21 protein-coding genes are annotated in these 16,527 nt (G+C 23.4%); 13 read left to right on the top strand and 8 right to left on the bottom strand.

Annotation, left to right across the window (positions count from 1 at the left end):
* Window positions 1–4: 4 nt before the first annotated feature.
* The 3 genes from truB to AACK83_RS02255 all read left to right on the top strand — a co-directional run bounded on the left by truB (window position 5) and on the right by AACK83_RS02255 (window position 2,244).
* Complete coding sequence (truB, locus tag AACK83_RS02245) at window positions 5–928, top strand: tRNA pseudouridine(55) synthase TruB (RefSeq protein WP_252320746.1); 924 nt, start codon at window positions 5–7, stop codon at window positions 926–928.
* Window positions 921–1,805, top strand: a complete 885-nt coding sequence (ribF, locus tag AACK83_RS02250; protein WP_338959141.1) for a riboflavin biosynthesis protein RibF — start codon at window positions 921–923, stop codon at window positions 1,803–1,805. The genes truB and ribF overlap by 8 nt, the downstream gene beginning before the upstream one ends.
* Window positions 1,806–1,941: 136 nt before the next feature.
* On the top strand, window positions 1,942–2,244 hold the full coding sequence (locus tag AACK83_RS02255; RefSeq protein WP_252320869.1) for a hypothetical protein: 303 nt from the start codon (window positions 1,942–1,944) through the stop codon (window positions 2,242–2,244).
* 50 nt (window positions 2,245–2,294) lie between these two features.
* On the opposite strand, the gene AACK83_RS02260 is transcribed toward AACK83_RS02255, so the two are convergent.
* Window positions 2,295–2,969, bottom strand: a complete 675-nt coding sequence (locus AACK83_RS02260) for a phosphotransferase (RefSeq protein ID WP_338959144.1) — start codon at window positions 2,967–2,969, stop codon at window positions 2,295–2,297.
* 211 nt (window positions 2,970–3,180) lie between these two features.
* Between AACK83_RS02260 and AACK83_RS02265 the strand changes: the two genes are divergently transcribed.
* Genes AACK83_RS02265 through AACK83_RS02275 form a run of 3 tightly spaced genes read left to right on the top strand, consistent with a single transcriptional unit; the run spans window position 3,181 to window position 4,469 of the window.
* A complete protein-coding gene (locus AACK83_RS02265; RefSeq protein WP_338959145.1) occupies window positions 3,181–3,714 on the top strand; it encodes a cob(I)yrinic acid a,c-diamide adenosyltransferase in 534 nt (177 codons plus the stop codon).
* Window positions 3,714–4,307, top strand: coding sequence for an RdgB/HAM1 family non-canonical purine NTP pyrophosphatase (gene rdgB, locus AACK83_RS02270; RefSeq protein ID WP_338959147.1), 594 nt, complete (start codon window positions 3,714–3,716; stop codon window positions 4,305–4,307). The genes AACK83_RS02265 and rdgB overlap by 1 nt, the downstream gene beginning before the upstream one ends.
* Window positions 4,308–4,316: 9 nt before the next feature.
* Window positions 4,317–4,469 (top strand): hypothetical protein, encoded by a 153-nt coding sequence (locus AACK83_RS02275; protein WP_252320877.1) that lies wholly within the window; start codon window positions 4,317–4,319, stop codon window positions 4,467–4,469.
* A 326-nt stretch (window positions 4,470–4,795) separates the two neighbouring features.
* Here the strand turns inward: AACK83_RS02275 and AACK83_RS02280 are convergent, their stop codons facing one another.
* On the bottom strand, window positions 4,796–5,773 hold the full coding sequence (locus AACK83_RS02280; RefSeq protein ID WP_338959150.1) for a hypothetical protein: 978 nt from the start codon (window positions 5,771–5,773) through the stop codon (window positions 4,796–4,798).
* A gap of 241 nt (window positions 5,774–6,014) precedes the next feature.
* Window positions 6,015–6,662, bottom strand: a complete 648-nt coding sequence (locus tag AACK83_RS02285) for a hypothetical protein (RefSeq protein WP_338959153.1) — start codon at window positions 6,660–6,662, stop codon at window positions 6,015–6,017.
* 136 nt (window positions 6,663–6,798) lie between these two features.
* Here AACK83_RS02285 and AACK83_RS02290 point away from each other — a divergent pair, with 136 nt between their 5' ends.
* The 3 genes from AACK83_RS02290 (at window position 6,799) to AACK83_RS02300 (ending at window position 9,573) form a co-directional block, all read left to right on the top strand.
* Window positions 6,799–8,073 carry a hemolysin family protein gene (locus tag AACK83_RS02290; protein WP_338959155.1) on the top strand — a complete coding sequence of 425 codons (1,275 nt, stop codon included), beginning with the start codon at window positions 6,799–6,801 and terminating at the stop codon, window positions 8,071–8,073.
* A gap of 75 nt (window positions 8,074–8,148) precedes the next feature.
* Window positions 8,149–9,219: a hypothetical protein gene (locus AACK83_RS02295; protein ID WP_338959158.1), complete on the top strand. Its 1,071-nt coding sequence runs from the start codon at window positions 8,149–8,151 to the stop codon at window positions 9,217–9,219.
* 93 nt (window positions 9,220–9,312) lie between these two features.
* Window positions 9,313–9,573 carry a hypothetical protein gene (locus tag AACK83_RS02300; protein WP_338959160.1) on the top strand — a complete coding sequence of 87 codons (261 nt, stop codon included), beginning with the start codon at window positions 9,313–9,315 and terminating at the stop codon, window positions 9,571–9,573.
* A gap of 245 nt (window positions 9,574–9,818) precedes the next feature.
* On the opposite strand, the gene AACK83_RS02305 is transcribed toward AACK83_RS02300, so the two are convergent.
* Together AACK83_RS02305 and trpS are read right to left on the bottom strand one after the other, a co-directional pair.
* The gene (locus AACK83_RS02305) at window positions 9,819–10,694 is read right to left on the bottom strand and encodes a Cof-type HAD-IIB family hydrolase (RefSeq protein WP_174481248.1); all 876 of its coding nucleotides are present in this window, start codon (window positions 10,692–10,694) and stop codon (window positions 9,819–9,821) included.
* 12 nt (window positions 10,695–10,706) lie between these two features.
* A complete protein-coding gene (trpS, locus tag AACK83_RS02310; RefSeq protein ID WP_338959163.1) occupies window positions 10,707–11,732 on the bottom strand; it encodes a tryptophan--tRNA ligase in 1,026 nt (341 codons plus the stop codon).
* A gap of 191 nt (window positions 11,733–11,923) precedes the next feature.
* On the opposite strand from trpS, the gene AACK83_RS02315 reads away from it, so the two are divergent.
* Window positions 11,924–13,543 (top strand): hypothetical protein, encoded by a 1,620-nt coding sequence (locus tag AACK83_RS02315; RefSeq protein ID WP_338959165.1) that lies wholly within the window; start codon window positions 11,924–11,926, stop codon window positions 13,541–13,543.
* Between the two features lie 50 nt (window positions 13,544–13,593).
* Here AACK83_RS02315 and AACK83_RS02320 read toward each other — a convergent pair whose 3' ends face one another.
* Both AACK83_RS02320 and AACK83_RS02325 read right to left on the bottom strand, forming a co-directional pair.
* Window positions 13,594–13,899: a hypothetical protein gene (locus tag AACK83_RS02320; protein ID WP_338959168.1), complete on the bottom strand. Its 306-nt coding sequence runs from the start codon at window positions 13,897–13,899 to the stop codon at window positions 13,594–13,596.
* On the bottom strand, window positions 13,868–14,014 hold the full coding sequence (locus AACK83_RS02325) for a hypothetical protein (protein ID WP_338959170.1): 147 nt from the start codon (window positions 14,012–14,014) through the stop codon (window positions 13,868–13,870). The genes AACK83_RS02320 and AACK83_RS02325 overlap by 32 nt, the downstream gene beginning before the upstream one ends.
* Before the next feature lie 399 nt (window positions 14,015–14,413).
* Between AACK83_RS02325 and AACK83_RS02330 the strand changes: the two genes are divergently transcribed.
* From AACK83_RS02330 to AACK83_RS02340, 3 genes are read left to right on the top strand one after another with little or no spacing between them, the layout of a single operon-like run.
* On the top strand, window positions 14,414–14,809 hold the full coding sequence (locus AACK83_RS02330; protein ID WP_174481244.1) for a Spx/MgsR family RNA polymerase-binding regulatory protein: 396 nt from the start codon (window positions 14,414–14,416) through the stop codon (window positions 14,807–14,809).
* Between the two features lie 23 nt (window positions 14,810–14,832).
* Complete coding sequence (locus AACK83_RS02335; protein ID WP_338959173.1) at window positions 14,833–15,648, top strand: NAD(+)/NADH kinase; 816 nt, start codon at window positions 14,833–14,835, stop codon at window positions 15,646–15,648.
* A gap of 38 nt (window positions 15,649–15,686) precedes the next feature.
* The gene (locus tag AACK83_RS02340; RefSeq protein WP_338959176.1) at window positions 15,687–16,085 is read left to right on the top strand and encodes a hypothetical protein; all 399 of its coding nucleotides are present in this window, start codon (window positions 15,687–15,689) and stop codon (window positions 16,083–16,085) included.
* Window position 16,086: 1 nt separating this feature from the next.
* Here the strand turns inward: AACK83_RS02340 and AACK83_RS02345 are convergent, their stop codons facing one another.
* Window positions 16,087–16,422: a rhodanese-like domain-containing protein gene (locus AACK83_RS02345; RefSeq protein WP_252320544.1), complete on the bottom strand. Its 336-nt coding sequence runs from the start codon at window positions 16,420–16,422 to the stop codon at window positions 16,087–16,089.
* Between the last annotated feature and the right edge of the window lie 105 nt (window positions 16,423–16,527).

The raw sequence follows: 16,527 nt of genomic DNA on the forward strand, positions 1-16,527 counted from the left end.
ACGCATGTTAAAAGATTATATATTATTAATAGATAAACCTTCATTTATGACATCACAAGATTGTCTTGTTGTTATTAAAAAACGTTTGAAATTAAATAAAATTGGTCATACAGGTACGTTAGATCCTTTAGCAACAGGACTAATGGTAGTACTTGTGAATGAAGCAACCAAAATTAGTGATTTTATTTTAAAAAGTGATAAAGTTTACATTGCAAAAATGCAACTATTTTTAAAAACCGACACCGGCGATATTACTGGTAAAATTATTGAATCAAAACCACATCTTGATTTAAAAGAATCAGAAATTGTTAAAGCACTTGAATTTTATAATAATCGTCAATATGAGCAAATAATTCCTGCTTATGCAGCAGTTAAAATTAATGGTAAAAAACTTTATGAATATGCTCGTGAGAATATTCCTGTTGAATTACCAAAACGTAAGGTTTATATTAAATCTTTAAAATTAATTAGTTTTAATAATGATTTAGTTACTTTTGAAGTAGTATGTTCAAAAGGAACTTATGTTCGAGCTTTGGTTACTGACATTGCTAGAATTTTACATACATCAGCAACTTTAACTTATTTGAGAAGAATTCATCAATCGGGTTTTGATTTAAGTAATGCCCTAAATTTAGATGTTATTAATGAAGAAACAGTTAGTAAAAATCATATTAGTATTTATGATGGTGTTAAAAATATTATGCCAGCGATTGTTGTTGATAATAGTAAAAGTGTTATTGATGGTAAACCTTTAGTTATTGATAGCACTAATGAGCCATATGTTTTAGTTGTTAATTCTGAACATTTGCCATTAGCTATTTATCGTAATCAAAAAAATAATTTATACGTAAGCCAACGAGGTTTTAAATGTAATGAAGATATTAAAATTGAAAAATCTAAATATTCAAAATCAAAAATTGATGTCTAAACCAATTATTGCTTGTTGAGGTTTTTTTGATGGTATTCATCAAGGTCATCAAGCCCTATTTAAACAATTATTAGTTAATTCAACAATAAATAATTATCAAACATGTATTATTAGTTTTGATAGAAAACCACAAAGTGTAATTAGTAATAAAAATAATGAGGTTTTATTAAGTAATGAAGATAAAATTAAAACAATTGCTAAATACAATTTTGATTATTATTGGGAAATTAAGTTTAGTAAAGAAATAGCAACACTTTCACCAGAGCAATTTATTTCGTGATTATTGGCAAATAATGTTAAAGCAGTAGTTGTTAATCCAAATATTAGGTTTGGTTATCAAGGGCAAGGTAATATTAAAACATTACAACAATCTTCATTACAAGTTTATCTTTGTAATGATATTATTGTTAATAATAACAAAGTTTCTTCAACTTATATTAAACAACTTTTACAAAATAAAGATATTAGTAGTGCTAATCTTTGTTTACAACAAGAGCCATATACAATTAGTGGTAAAGTAGTTCATGGTATTAAAGAGGCTAGAACGATTAATTTTCCAACTGCTAATTTATCGTTATTAACAAACTATGCATTACCGGGTCTTGCTACTTATATTACGCTTACTGAAGTAGATAATAAATGATATCAAAGTATGACAGTAATTATGTTACGTAATAATAAGCCGTTAGTTGAAACTTACTTATTAAACTTTAATCAAGATTTATATGGAAAAATCATTAAAGTTAGATTTTTAGATTTTCTTCGTGATAATTTAAAGTTTACTAATTTAGATGATTTAAAAAAACAAGTGGATAAAGATTTAATAGAAACAATTAAATATTTTGCTAATTCTAGTAGTAAATTATTAAAGCCATAATAATTGTGATATTCTTTATATTTACAATAATTATTAACATTATAAATACTATTTATTAAAAACTATTTCCAATAAAATTTAATTTTATTGTATATGCTAATGAAAAATAAAAAAGAAAAAAGGGAGTAAATAAATAATGAAATATTGAGTAAAAGAATTTATAAATCAAATAAAAGATAATAATGAAATTTGCGCAAACTGTGATTATAAAGAAAATTTACAAAAAAATATTACTTCAAATGATAATTGTCAAATTGTAAATGATGAAAGAATGCCATTGTTACAAGAACACGCTTCAAATAATAAATGTATAGTTATTGAAATAGAATCAAACATTTCAGCTGTTAATAATATAGTAGAAATAAATTTACAAGGAAAACAAATTGAACAAAAAAAACAGACTACTAATAAATTACCTAATTATGGTTCAATTTGTTAAGAAGTTAAAACTACATAATCAGGCTTAAAATGATGAATTATTTAAATAACTTATTTTAATAGATTAGTTAATTTACTTTCACTAATTTCTTTATATATGTTTAAATTAGTTTGTTCGTATAAATAACAAGCTCAATAATATCAAATTAAATTTTGATAATTCATTCATTTTTTAGCAATAATTATTTGTTCATTATTTAAATTAAAACAATTAAATCAAGTATTAATTTCGGTTTCAGAAGTTAAACTTTCAGAAGCAAAAGAGGCAATATCAAATAATTCGTCGTTTCAACAAGCAAAATCTCAATCAATTAAATATCAACAATTATTTTTTTTAACAAAATTATTTAATGTTAAATCATTATGAGATAAAACAATTGTTGTTGGTTGATAAGTAGCAATTCATTTGATTACCTCACTGGTTATTTTTTCTAAGCAAGGATTACTAGTAGTTAAATTACAGTATAAATTAAGTTGTTCTAAACCTTTTCAAGTTTTAATTAATGATTTATTATCAAATTTAATATTATGTAGTTGTTTTACCAATGATGAAATTTGTTCTAATATTTGTTTATTAATTATTTGTTCGCTTAAATTAATTAAATTATGATAATATGGCATTAAGGTTAATAGTTTATTATTATTAATATTGACTTCATTAATAGGTAATGTAAATTTTTTTGATTTAATTAATTTAATAACATTAATTTGATTTGTAAAATTCAAAAAAGGTTGCAAAATATCTTTAGATTGTTTTAAAAAAAATGTTTATTTACTAAAAATAAGTCATTGGTTAAACCTTTTGTTTTTAATATCTCTAATTGATATGGTGGTTTAATAGTTTTAAATTTCAAAATGACACCTCTATTTTGCTTGTATTGTCCGTAATAAAATTATACAATTTATTAAATAAAAAATATTGAAAGTAAGTGATAGTATGTTAAAAAAAGGTTATATTCATATTTATAAAGGTGAAGGAAGAGGTAAAACCTCAATTCTTAATGGTATGGTAATTAGAGCATTGGGTAATAATCTTAATGTTAGTTACTTACGTTTTTTAAAAAATCGTCCTTCTGGTGAAATTAATTTTTTAAAACAAAATACTAAACTTAAAATTGAAAGTTTTTATGAATCTTCGCAAAAATTTTTTTGAGAAATGGATGAAGAAGAAAAAAATAAATTAAAACAAGAAACTAATTATGGTCTTACTAGATTAAAACTGTTAAGTCAAAGTGATAATACTGATCTTATTGTTGTTGATGAAATTTTAGGGTGTATTCAAAATAATTTGATTAAAGAACAAGACTTAATTGAAATTTTAAAAAATAAAAAATCACATATTGAAATTGCATTATCTGGTAGATATGCATCTTTTGCCTTAGAGCAATGTGCTAATTTAATTAGTGAAGTTAAATCAATTAAACATTATTTTGAAAAAGGTCAAATTGCTCGTGAAGGGATTGATTATTAATGACTGCTAAAACCTTATGGTTTGCATCTAATAATATCGGTAAAATTAATGAATTAAAGAGTATCTTACAGACAAAGGGATATAATGTCAAATCAATGTTAGATCTTAATTCTCCTCTTGAAATTAATGAAACAGGTACATCATTTATTGAAAATGCAATTTTAAAAGCAACAACACTTGCAAAATTAGTGAATGGTCCTGTAATTGCTGATGATTCAGGGTTAGAAATATTAGCTTTAAATAATTTTCCTGGTATTAACTCAGCACGATGAAAGGGAGAAATGTCCTATCATGATGCAATGTTAGACATTTTAGAACAAATGGAAGGTGAAACTAATCGTGCAGCAGTATTTATTTCTGCTATTGCTTATGTTGATTTTGATCATAAGATTACTAAAGCATTTATTGGTAAACTTGAAGGTGAAATCACTACTGAGATAAAAGGTAATGATGGTTTTGGTTACGATCAAATATTTTATGTTCCAGTAGTACATGCTACTTTAGGTGAATTGTCATTGGCAGATAAAAATAAAATTTCTCATCGTAGTTCAGCAATTCAGCAATTATTAACATTTTTACAAGAACAAAATTAGATAGTTAAAATGAAAAATAAAAAGGATGGTTTAATTCTTTTTTACAGTTTTTCTTTTTTAAAGATTGAATTTTGTTTAGAAACTATTTTAAATAATAGTTTAAGTAAAATAGATAAATTAAAAAAAATTAGTAAAGATACTATGTTAGTTATATCATTTTAGTAATAGTTTACTTGTTTATTTTTTAGTGATATTATTAAAAAATGAAAGAATGGTTTATATAAAAAAATAACGCAAAATGAAGTTGATTCATTACAAGAAGTAGTTGTTATTGGATTTCCTAGAACATATAATACTTTTGGTAATACTGAACTTTAATATTAAAACATAGTATTAGTTTTGATAGTTTTTTAATATTCAAGAAATAAATGAAAATGGTAAACGAGATTTTACTATTAATAGTAGTCAAAAATTTAATTTTATATCAATATAATTTGTTTAAAAATTAATTTTTAAAAAGCTTGTAACTTTTAAGTTACAAGCTTTTTTTACATTTTTGGTAAATTTGGTTTAAATTCACTTGTTGTTGATTGAGTTTGCAAATCCATAGTGTTAATCTTTGTGATTACTTGTTTTGGTCAAAATACTTCTTTTTGTTCTTCTGTAAATCAAGAAATTTGTTCTTGTGTAAATGATTGTATTTGTTCTTTAGTAAATCATGGAATTTGTATAGGTGTAAATGATTGTATTTGTTCATTTGTGAAACTTTGCATTTGTATAGGTGTAAATGATTGTATTTGTTCACTTGTGAAACTTTGCATTTGTTTTTGTGTAAATGATTGTATTTGTTCTTTAGTAAATCATGGAATTTGTATAGGTGTAAATGATTGTATTTGTTCATTTGTGAAAGTTTGCATTTGTATAGGTGTAAATGATTGTATTTGTTCACTTGTGAAAGTTTGCATTTGTTTTTGTGTAAATGATTGTATTTGTTCTTTAGTAAATATTTCAATTTGTTTGATTGTGAATGCTTGTATTTGTTCACTTGTGAAAGTTTGCATTTGCTCTTTTGTAAAAGCAGAGATTTGTCAAAATGTAAATTGTTCAATTTGATGCACCATTAATGCTTGAATTTGTTCAGGTAAAAATGATTGTATTTGTTGAACTGTAAAACTTTGTATTTGTTCTGCTGTAAGTTCTTTAATTTGTCAATTTGTTAATCATTTTATTTGTTTTGGTGATAATCTTTGTATTTGTTCTGTTGTTAGTGTTGAGACTAATATATTTGTGCTTCTTTTTTTATGTCTGTTTTTAATTTTAGTTGTTGTTAATGGTGTTGTTATTTGTTGTCTTAACTTTTTTCCTCATTCTTGTGATTTTAAAAAAATTTGATATGTTTGTTCAACTTTATTTTTGTGTTCTTGAATAGAATTTTTTCAAGTAATATTTTTTATATTAGTAGGATCTGTACTGTTAGTATTAAAAGTTACCAATTCACTGGTATTATTAATAAGTAAATCATTCATTTTAGATACCTCTTTTTAACTATAAAACTCATTACTTTTTTTAAAGTAATGAGTTAGAAATGTTTAGAATTATTGTTATTTTTATTAAATCTGCTTATCTACTAAAATTTTAGCACCTTATAAATAAAATACAATAAAAAATAAACACGTATCTTAGTTAAATTAATTTATAAAAAATGGAATAATCAATATTAAGAAATAAAAAAGTAAAAGAAGATATATAATTATCTTCTTTTAAAAATTATATAGTTTTTTTAGCAGCAGTTTTTAATAGATTACCTGTGATTAAAGCTGTTAGTTGATCAAAAAACTGATTTGGACTATCAATAGTTCCTCATTCTTGGCCAACAGTTATTAGTTTACCTTTATTAACAATAAAAACAATTGGTAAAGCTTTAAATGCTCTTTCTTTATCAACAGGATTTTGAATTTCCTTGACACCTGAATCAGCAACAGGTGCTGAACTATTATCAGAAATTTTATGGTCAAGTAGTCAATGATAAATTTGTTGTTGTCAACTAATTTTTTTATCATTTCAAAATTGGTTAACAATATCACTACTAGGGTTGGCATAAGGAGATTTTTCATAAATTTTAATATCAATAGTCCCATTAGTAGTAACACTGTTTATTTCAGTTTTCTTTTCTGTTAATCAGTTATCTCATTTACTTGGCACATTATTATTTTTGATTTGCATTGTGTGTAAACCGTCAATAATTTGCTTAGAAAGTGGATTATCAGCAGCACCAAGTATGCCAAAAAAAGCATGCCCATTATTAACATCACTAATAAATTCTTGATATTTTGAATCATCTGTACAAGCACTAACTTGTAAACTAGTTGTTGTGCCTATTATTAAGGCTGCTATTAGTTCAAATTTTTTACGCATTTATTTTCATCACCTTCAATATAATATCATAAAGTTATATGAGTAATAAATTAATAATTAAATATAACGTACTAAGTATACTATGTTATAATCTTAATAACAATATAAAAATCAAAAGGAGTAGTTTTTTTTCTATATGGACAGTAATTGGTATATTTATTTAATAATATTGCTAGTTTTATTATTTTTAAGTGGTTTTTATTCATCTGCTGAAACATCATTAACTTCTTTAAGTGTTATAAGAATTAAATCTATTGGTAAATTACGTAGTAAGAAAAGTCGTCGTGCTAATATTGTATTTAAGTTAGTTAAAAATTATAATGTAACTTTAACAACAATTTTACTTGGTAACACAGTAATTAATGTTGGAATTGGTACTTTAAGTACCATATTATTTATTGATTCTTTTCATGTTTCTCCTACTTATGGTCCTTTAATATCAACTTTAGTTTCAGCAATTGTTGTTTTAATTATTGGTGAAATTATACCTAAAAGTGTTGCAAAATTACATCCTGAGACAATAGCTTTAAATTATGCATATATTTTGTATATTCTTAATATTATTTTTTATCCAATAACTTTTATTGTTACTTTATTTCAATTTAAAAGTAAAAAACCAACAAGTTCTGAACAAGAACTTATTGAATTGATTTCAATAATTGAAAGAGAAGGAGTTCTTGAAAAAGCAGAACGTGATTTAATTGAATCTGCAATTAAATTTGATGAAAAATCAGTTTTTCAAGCTATGCATCCCAAAAGTAAAATTAAATATATTTATGATGATACGCCACCTAAAGTTATTAAACATCTATATTTAGAAGAAAAATATAGTAGAATTCCTGTTTTAGATCATGTTAATCAAAATGTAATTGGTATTTTAAATATTAAAGAATTTATTATTAATATGTTAGAAAATGAAAATCCAGATTTATTACAATTAATGTTACCAGCAATTTTTATTTCTAAGCGTACTAAGTTAAATGAAGCATTGGAAATTTTACAAACCGAAAGAATGCATATGGCTATTGTCTGCAATAATAAAGATAAAAAAGATTTTAATGGTATTATTACACTTGAAGATATTCTTGAAGAATTAGTTGGTGAAATTTATGATGAAACTGATGAAATTGGATTGATACAAGAAATAGGAACACATAAGTTTCGTGTTGATGGTTCTTCAAAACTTGAAGTATTATTTAAACGTTATTTAAAAAGAAAACCTCCAAATTATAATAAACAAACTGTCCAAGAATGATATATGTTCAAAACAAAAGTAAAGAAAGTAAGGAAAAATAGTCCACTTTTAAAATTTCGAAATTTTTCATTTAAAGTTATAAAGGTTCGCAAAGAATTTGCTGTTTTTGAAGTTGAAATTTTTACTAATAAAAAAATTAAAAATAAATGAGAATAGTTAGTGCAGGATTTTTATTTAAATGCTACAATGTAAAATCATAATTATAATTATGATATGAAGGGGAGGTTAATTATGAAAAAAGGTATTAAATTAGTAACTATGATTGCAGCATTAAATCTTGTAACAGTTAATGGTTTAATGTTAACGTTTTCTCCAGACAGTGATCATTATGTCTATTTAAATAAGCATGATGCTAATGCTAGTTTATTAAAATGAAAACTTTCACCAGAAGATGCAAAGATGGTAAAAAAATATGAATATAAAATCCATCAAATGGCAAGTAAAGAAAGTATTGATGAATTTAATAACTTGTATGATAATAATAAAAGTGATGTAATTTGAAGTAATTATGATAGTTTACAATATGATTTAACTCATACTAAAATTGGTGGTAAAACCATTGATGTTAATTGAGTTGAAATGTATAAAAAAGCTGGTTTAAATAATGAACAATTACAATTAGCAGAGCAACAACAATTACGTTTTTATAATATTTTTGCTAAAGTTTTTCATAAAAACACTGTTATTAAACTAATTCAAAAAGTAGCATCAGTTGCTGTAAGTGATAGCACAGTAGCATGAACTGCTTTTAATTCAGAAGCTGATAATCAACGTATGGGTTATGGTCCTGAATTTGCAAATATTAATTTAATTGATCAACAATTTCAAGAGGGATTTTGATCTTCAGATCAAATAATTAGTGTTACAACTCACGAATATGGTCATGCTTTAAGTAATTTTATTGGTTTAAGTGCTGATGAAAGAAATTCATTTAATGCTAATTGAAAGTGACCAGATAGCAGTTATAGTGATTTTAATACTAATATGACATCAGTTTCTCATAAACTAACTGTTAACAATGATAACAAACAAATTTATGATCGTACTTGATATTTAATTGATTATTTAGGTCAACAAGCAAAATTAACTAATATTAAGCAAGAATTATTATTTGGTTTAATAACAGTTAATAGTAATTATGGTCGTAGTGTCTGATTTAATGGTAAATATAATATAAATCTTGATGATGAATTTTTTGCCGAAAGTTTTGCTAGATGAATTTTAACACCTCAGAATCAGCGTGATTGAGGATGAGAATTAGAAAATAGTTTTTTCTTACATTATTTACCAACGGTTTTATAACATTTTACTAGTTAAAAAGGAGAAATAATTCTCCTTTTTTATTATTTGGTATAATAAATTTAAGTAAAAGAATTGAGGAAAGTAGGTAATTTTATGTTTGGCAAAAATATCCATGATCATGAATCACAGCAAAATAGTTGTTTAAAATGTCAGTATGAAAAACTTTTTAAAACAGGTAAAATATTATTTGATGAATGAGATAAACAACCACCAGCACCTGCTCAATTACTTAAAATAAAAAAGCAATTAAATGAATTAAAAATTAAAATTGAAGAACAAAAAAATGATTCGGAATTAAAGTTTTGTGCCAATCACCCAGAAATTTTTGACTTCTTGCCTTTAGAAGTTTTATAGTTTTTTGTATTAATAGTATTAAAATATTTATATTTAGTAGAAGTTTAATATAATTAATGTCCTATTGTTTTGAAAAATAAAACAATAGGTTTTTTATTTTAGTATATTAAATTTATAAAAAACTTTTTTAATAAAAACCTATTTACTTTAAAAATAAAGTAAATAGGTTAAAAACTTATATTAATGTTTAAAAACTATATCATATTACAAATATAGAAATAATAGTTAATATATTTTCATTTCCATTAAATATAAATTTCACTTTCTTCATAAAGATTTAATAATTTTGATAAATGATCACCAACGCCACCCTCATCATTAGTTTTAGTAGTAATATCATTGGCAATACTTTTAATAACAATATTACCATTTTTCATTGCTACACCATAGCCAACTTCCATCAACATTTCTTTATCATTAATTTCATCACCATAAGCAATAACATCTCTAATATCAACATTATAATATTGAGCCAAAATGCGAGCTGTCATTCCTTTATCAATAAATTTACTTGAAATTTCAAAGATTAGTTTATTATTATCATAACGATTTCAAGTATTTACCTTAATTGAGTTTGAATATTTTTCCAAGTCACGATATACTTGATCAAGATTAGTATTTTCTTTAAATTCAATTAAAATGGCATTAGCGCTCCCTTTTCAATCACGAATTAATTTACTAATTGTAAAAGTATCATTTTCAATAGTATCTAAATGAAAATAAGTTTCAAAGAAATCATCTTTTTTTCAACATACTGCTTTGTTGTAATATTCAATAACCGCGTTTTCAATTTGTTGAAAAATATAGTCTTCATTTAAAATATGTTTAACAATTGTTTCAGAAATTGGAAAAACTAATCGTTTGAATTTTTTGATTTTTGGATCATGAATATGGCCACCATTAAAATTGCATAGTAATGTATTAAGACCTAATTCACGATAAAATTTAATTGATCCACGATAAGGTCGACCAGTGACAATACAAACAATATGACCTTGTTTTTGAGCATCAATTAGTGCTTTTTTAGTATTAATATGAATTTCTCGACCACCACTTTTTAATAGAGTACCATCTAAATCAACTAGGATTAAATGTTTTTGTTTTTTATTGTATAAAGACATTGTCTCTTCCTCCTATCTTTCTTTCTCGATAAAATTAATACCCATTGTGTCTTGAACAAAGTTTAATTTTTTAGTAGCAATATTATTAGCAAAATTTGCACCTTCTTCTAAATATTTTGCTAATTGTGATGATTTTTCATTAATAAGTTCTTGGTGTTTTTTTTGCATTGGTTCTAATAAATCATTTATTACTTTAATTACTTCTTCTTTTAAAAAACCATAATTGTGATTGCTGAAGTATTGTTCACAAGTTTTGATATCTTTTTTAGTAATGCTAGCATAAATAGTTAATAAATTACTAACTCCAGGCTTATGTTCTGGATCAAATTTAATAATATTTTCTGAATCAGTAACTGCTTTTTTAATTTTATTGGTAACTTCTTGTTTGCTATCGCTTAAAAAAATAGTATTTTTTAGATTAGTATCAGATTTTGACATTTTTTTTTCAGGCTCTTGTAAACTCATAATTTTCTGTGCTTGTTTATCAATAATTATTTTAGGAATTTTGAATAAATCAGTTTTATAATTGTTATTCATTCTTGTTGCTAAAGTTTTTGTCAATTCTAAATGTTGAGTTTGATCAACACCAACTGGCACAAAATCAGCGTCATATAGTAAAATATCAGCAGCCATTAATGCTGGATATGTAAGAATACCTGTTGGAATACTAATCGTTTTATTTTGTTGATTTGTCATTTTTTGACTTTTATCTTTAAATTGTGTCATTCGTTCTAATTCACCGACATAACTATTACATAATAATATATATCCTAATTGACTATGGGGTAAAACATCAGATTGAATAAAAATATGAGATTTATTTGGTATAATACCAGCAGCAAAATATCAAGCGGCAATATCTTTAATATTATCTCTTAATTCTTGTGCTTTTATTGGTAGTGTTAATCCATGTAAATTTGCAACAAATATTAAGAGTTCATGTTCTTCTTGCAATTTTAAAAAATTATTAATTGCTCCCAAGTAGTTACCAAGAGTTAATTTTCCAGTGCTAGTTATTCCAGATATAATACGAGCCATATATTTTGCTTCCTCCAAATTAATTTTTTAATATAATTAATTATCAATGATAAAGTTAAATAATTCAATTAATTATATTAAAATTTGTTTGATTTTGATATAATAAAAACATAAATTAAAAATAGTTTTTGACCCATAGCTTTTATTTTTTAAGAGTAATGGGTTTTTTACTTTTATAAAGGAGTTTTTTTATGTTATTTGGAGAAGAAAAATATAAGGATGATTTACAAAAATATTTAAAGAAAATAAAAGTTCGAAACAATGTGAAAGAATATCTTCAAACTCTTGGGTTAAAACTTGAGGAATTAGAAATCAAGAAACAAAATATTGCCAAAAAACAAGCAAGTTTTGAATTTGAAAGAAAACAACTAGAAGATATATTGAAGAAAGCTGAAAGTCAATTAAGAAATATCAAAGATAGTGAAGATAAAAAAACATTTATTGAACAATATGTTAATCAGATGACTGATAAATTAAAAGCAGTTAATGAAAATATATATACTTTAGAAGTTGAAAGTAAAGAAACTGATAAAGATATAAAAAACAGAAATCTAGACAAAGTAGATAACAGAAGAACCTTAGAAAGAATTAGAAATGAATTATTTAATTTAAAAGAAATAATTCAAGAATCATCTTTTTTTAATGGTAGTTTAAAAGCATTAAAAGAAAATATGACAAAATTACAAGAAGAAAAAACTAAAATATTAAATTTAAAAAAAGAAATTTTAAAAAAAGAAGAATTGAAAGCGGAATTACAAAGTTTAGAAAATTTAATTGCATTAATAAAACAAAAATCAGAAATTGAATTAGAAATTGAAAGATTAGAAAAAAACAAGGAACAATTAACAACAGACATTGATGCAAATAAAGGTCAAATACAATCTATTTTGAATGATAATGAAAGTTCTAAAGAACAATTAATCACAAAAATAGATGAAATAAATTTAAATATTAAAACATTAAATGACAATATAGATGCAAAAACTAATTCAATTTCTTGTTTAGAAAAAGAAATTAAAAGTAATGAAGAAAATATTAGTTTAAAACTAAAAGATTCAGAAAATATTTTTCAAAATATTATAGTTTTACAAGATTGAAGAGATAGTATTTGACGTCGTGTTATTTCACTATTAACTTTTGGCATTTTTTGTAATTACAAAAGTGTTCAAAAAAAATTATATAAAGAATTTGTTAATCGAAGTAATATAAATAAAGAAATTATTGATTTACGAATGGCAAATGAAAAAAAAATAAAACAAGAAAAAGATTTGTTTAATGAGATATTAAAACATAAAAAAGAGACAAATATATTAAAGGAAAATTGACTAGTATTAAAAGCACAATTAAGCAAAAAGAATAGTACTAAAGAAATAGAAGATTTCAAAGTGACTAATAGTCAAAAACAATTTTTATTAGAAAATACAATACTAAAAATTAAACAACAAAGAGAAAAATTAAAAAATATTTCAATTGAAAATATGCAACCATTAACTGATTTAGAAATACTTCAAAAAGAAAAAAGTGATAAATTAAATTCATTAAATGCCATTAGTTTAGATAAACTTGATAAAGATATAGAAACACTAATAGTAAGAGAAAGTGAATTAAAAATAAAAATTAATGAAAATAAATCATCTATTTCAGATTCTAGTTTAGATAATTTTAAGATAGAAGTAGAAATTGAAACAAAAAAACAACTTTCAGAAGTAGAACCATTTACTAAAGTAAAGCCACTCTTAGAAAAGAGTAATTCTAACGATTCTGGTATTGATATAACAACAGAATCAATTAAAATGATAAGATCAGTTTAATTTATTAAGCTATTTAAATTAAATTTTATTTGTCTTTAAAAGATAAATATTTATAAAGTATTAATTGTTACTTTATTATTTATATTATTGACTGGGTTTTGTAATTCAAAGTTATTGATGTTCGTTACATCATTATTTGCTAATAAAGGAGTTCTATTTTTAGATTTTGAAAATGATACTAGCATATTTTCTACTAATCCTTTAGTGGCATTTGTTATTTTTTTATTACCAACTTGTGTTATGTTTAAACTATGAATTAAAGGTACAGAACCCATTATGCATACTACTAAATTATTTGGATTTAAAATAGTATTTAATTTATCTTTATATTGATTTTCCATTTCTTGTATTATCATAAAAAAATAAAATAGTTGATAAACTAAGACCAGTTAATAATATTCCGGTGGAACTAATTATAGTTCCAATTATGAATTCTTTAAAATATTTACTGTTATTATTTTGAATAGGCATGTTTAGTTAACTCCTTGTTTTTTTACGCATAAAAATTATTTATTTTTAATTATTTACTTTAAAATAAAGAAAATTTAATTTTATAATTTCATTATATTATAATTCAAATTATTAATAAAATTTGATAGTAAAATATATGTTAAATTTTTTTATAAAATTTAAGGAATAAAAGTATCTATTTTTCAAAAAATAATATGATATAATATGTGGGTGAAGGATATAGCGGAAAAGGTCTTTCATGTACTTATTTTCTAAGCTTGGTCAAAGATAGTGTGGAAATATATATTATTATAGTAATGTAGAGTTTATTAACTTTTATCTTTTAAAGATAAAAAAATATTAATTTTAAAAAAGAGTATTTAAATCAAATGTAGTCTAAAAGCAAAGAGGGGTATTGTCATGATTAAAATATATGTTTCGCCAAGTTGTTTGTCTTCAAAAAAAGTTATTCAATTTTTTGATAAACATAAAATTCCATATATTAAACGTAATATTATCCATAATCCATTGACCGATACTGAAATTAAATTATTATTAAGATTTGTACCAAATGGTGTTGGTGATATTATTTCAACAAGAGCAAAGTTTATTAAAACACATGCTATTAATATTGAAAAGTTAACAATGTTACAAGTTTTTGATTTAATTAAAACTTCACCAACTGTTTTAAAACGTCCAATTATTGTTCAAGAAAATAAACAACGTATTCAAATTGGTTATAATGAAGACGAGATTGAATTATTTTTACGTGGTTCTATTGAAAACGAATTTGAAGATTCTTGTGAAATATTTTAATTGAAATATGATTGGAATACATGATGAAAAATTATAAATTTACAATTATTGCTAATAAATATGAGAATTCTCAATCATTAGCTAAGGAATTAAGGGCCAAGTTATTGGCTCTTAAAGCACTTGAAGATACTTCTTTTCCAGATATTGTTTTTATTATTGGCGGTGATGGAACATTTTTAAAAGCTGTTCATGATTATAATAATATGCTCAATACTGTTAAGTTTGTTAGTTTTAAATGTGGTAATCTTGGTTTTTATGAAAACTTTTTAAACACAGAAGTTGACAAAGTATTAATGTGAATTGATAAAAATGATAATAATTTAATAGTAAATAAATTTTCATTATTAGAAGTAAATATTAATAATAAGATTTTATATGCTATTAATGAAGTTAAATTTGTTAATTTAACAACAACTCTTTCATGTCAAGTGTTAATTAATAATCAATTATTTGAAAACTTTCGTGGTTCTGGTTTAGTTATTGCAACAAGAACTGGTTCGACGGGTTTAATGAAATCACTTGGTGGTGCTGTTTTAATTTCAAATCATAACTTAATGCAATTTCATGAAATTGCTCCAGTAGATAATAATAGTTATCGCAGTTTAAATTCACCACTAATTTTGGATGAAAATCATGAAATTACTTTGAAAAATATTCAAAAAGATAGTAAATTGAGTGATTTTGGAAAATTAATTGTTGATACTTTTGATTTTAATGATAAACTAAATGATAAGGTAACAATTAAATTATCAGAATTAACGTTACAAGTTTTAGAATATCGACTTAATCATTATTCTTTACTTGCTAAAGTAAAAAAAGCTTTTATTCAAGAAGATTAAGAAAATATTTAAAAATATATTAATTAAGGAAGGTAATCATGCCAATTTGACAAATAGTATTATTAGTTATTGCATTGTTATTTGCTGTGGCTAGTATTGGGATTTGAATATGAAATGTTAGTACAGCTAAAAAATTACGCAATCAACAAGAAAGTAGTTCAAAACCTATTAATAAACCACAAAAATTCCCATTTAAATTACAAAATTTTATTGTTGATTTAGGGGGAATTGATAATATTAAAGAGACAACAGCAACAGCAAATAAAATTAAGGTAGAGATTATTGATCATTCAAAAATTAATTTTAATAATCTTAAAAAAATTAAAAATCGTGGTATTTTAGACCAAGACGATAGTGTTAGTTTAGTCTTAGGAACTTATTGTAATAATTTAAGTATTGCTATTAATGATCTTATTAAATTAAATAATGAGAAATAAGTTATTTTTTGTAATATCCATAAATACCATTAATTAAAACATAAGTGTTAGTATAGCCCAATTCTCTGAGTGTTAGTGCAGCAGCAGTTGAACGATTTCCTGCATTACAAATAGTTATAATCACTTGATTTTTGTTTTCAATATATTTACTAGGATTTTTAATCAAATCATAGTAAGGAATATTAACAATATTAAGTTCACCATTATCATTTGTTATTTTTTTTAAAATTTGATATTCAGCAACATCACGAACATCAATAATTAAAGCTTTATTTTTAATTTTATCAAAGTCTTTATTTGAAATTGAAATTTCATTTTGAATTTTATGTTTAAACATAAGTTATGACCTCCTAAAATAAAATTGTTCTATAACTTATTTTAACATTTTATTATGCTATAATGCTCATAGTTGCGACAAAAAATGGAAGCTAAGGAGTAAATA

Source organism: Spiroplasma endosymbiont of Tiphia femorata (assembly GCF_964020225.1).
Classification (GTDB): Bacteria; Bacillota_I; Bacilli_A; order Mycoplasmatales; family VBWQ01; genus Spiroplasma_E.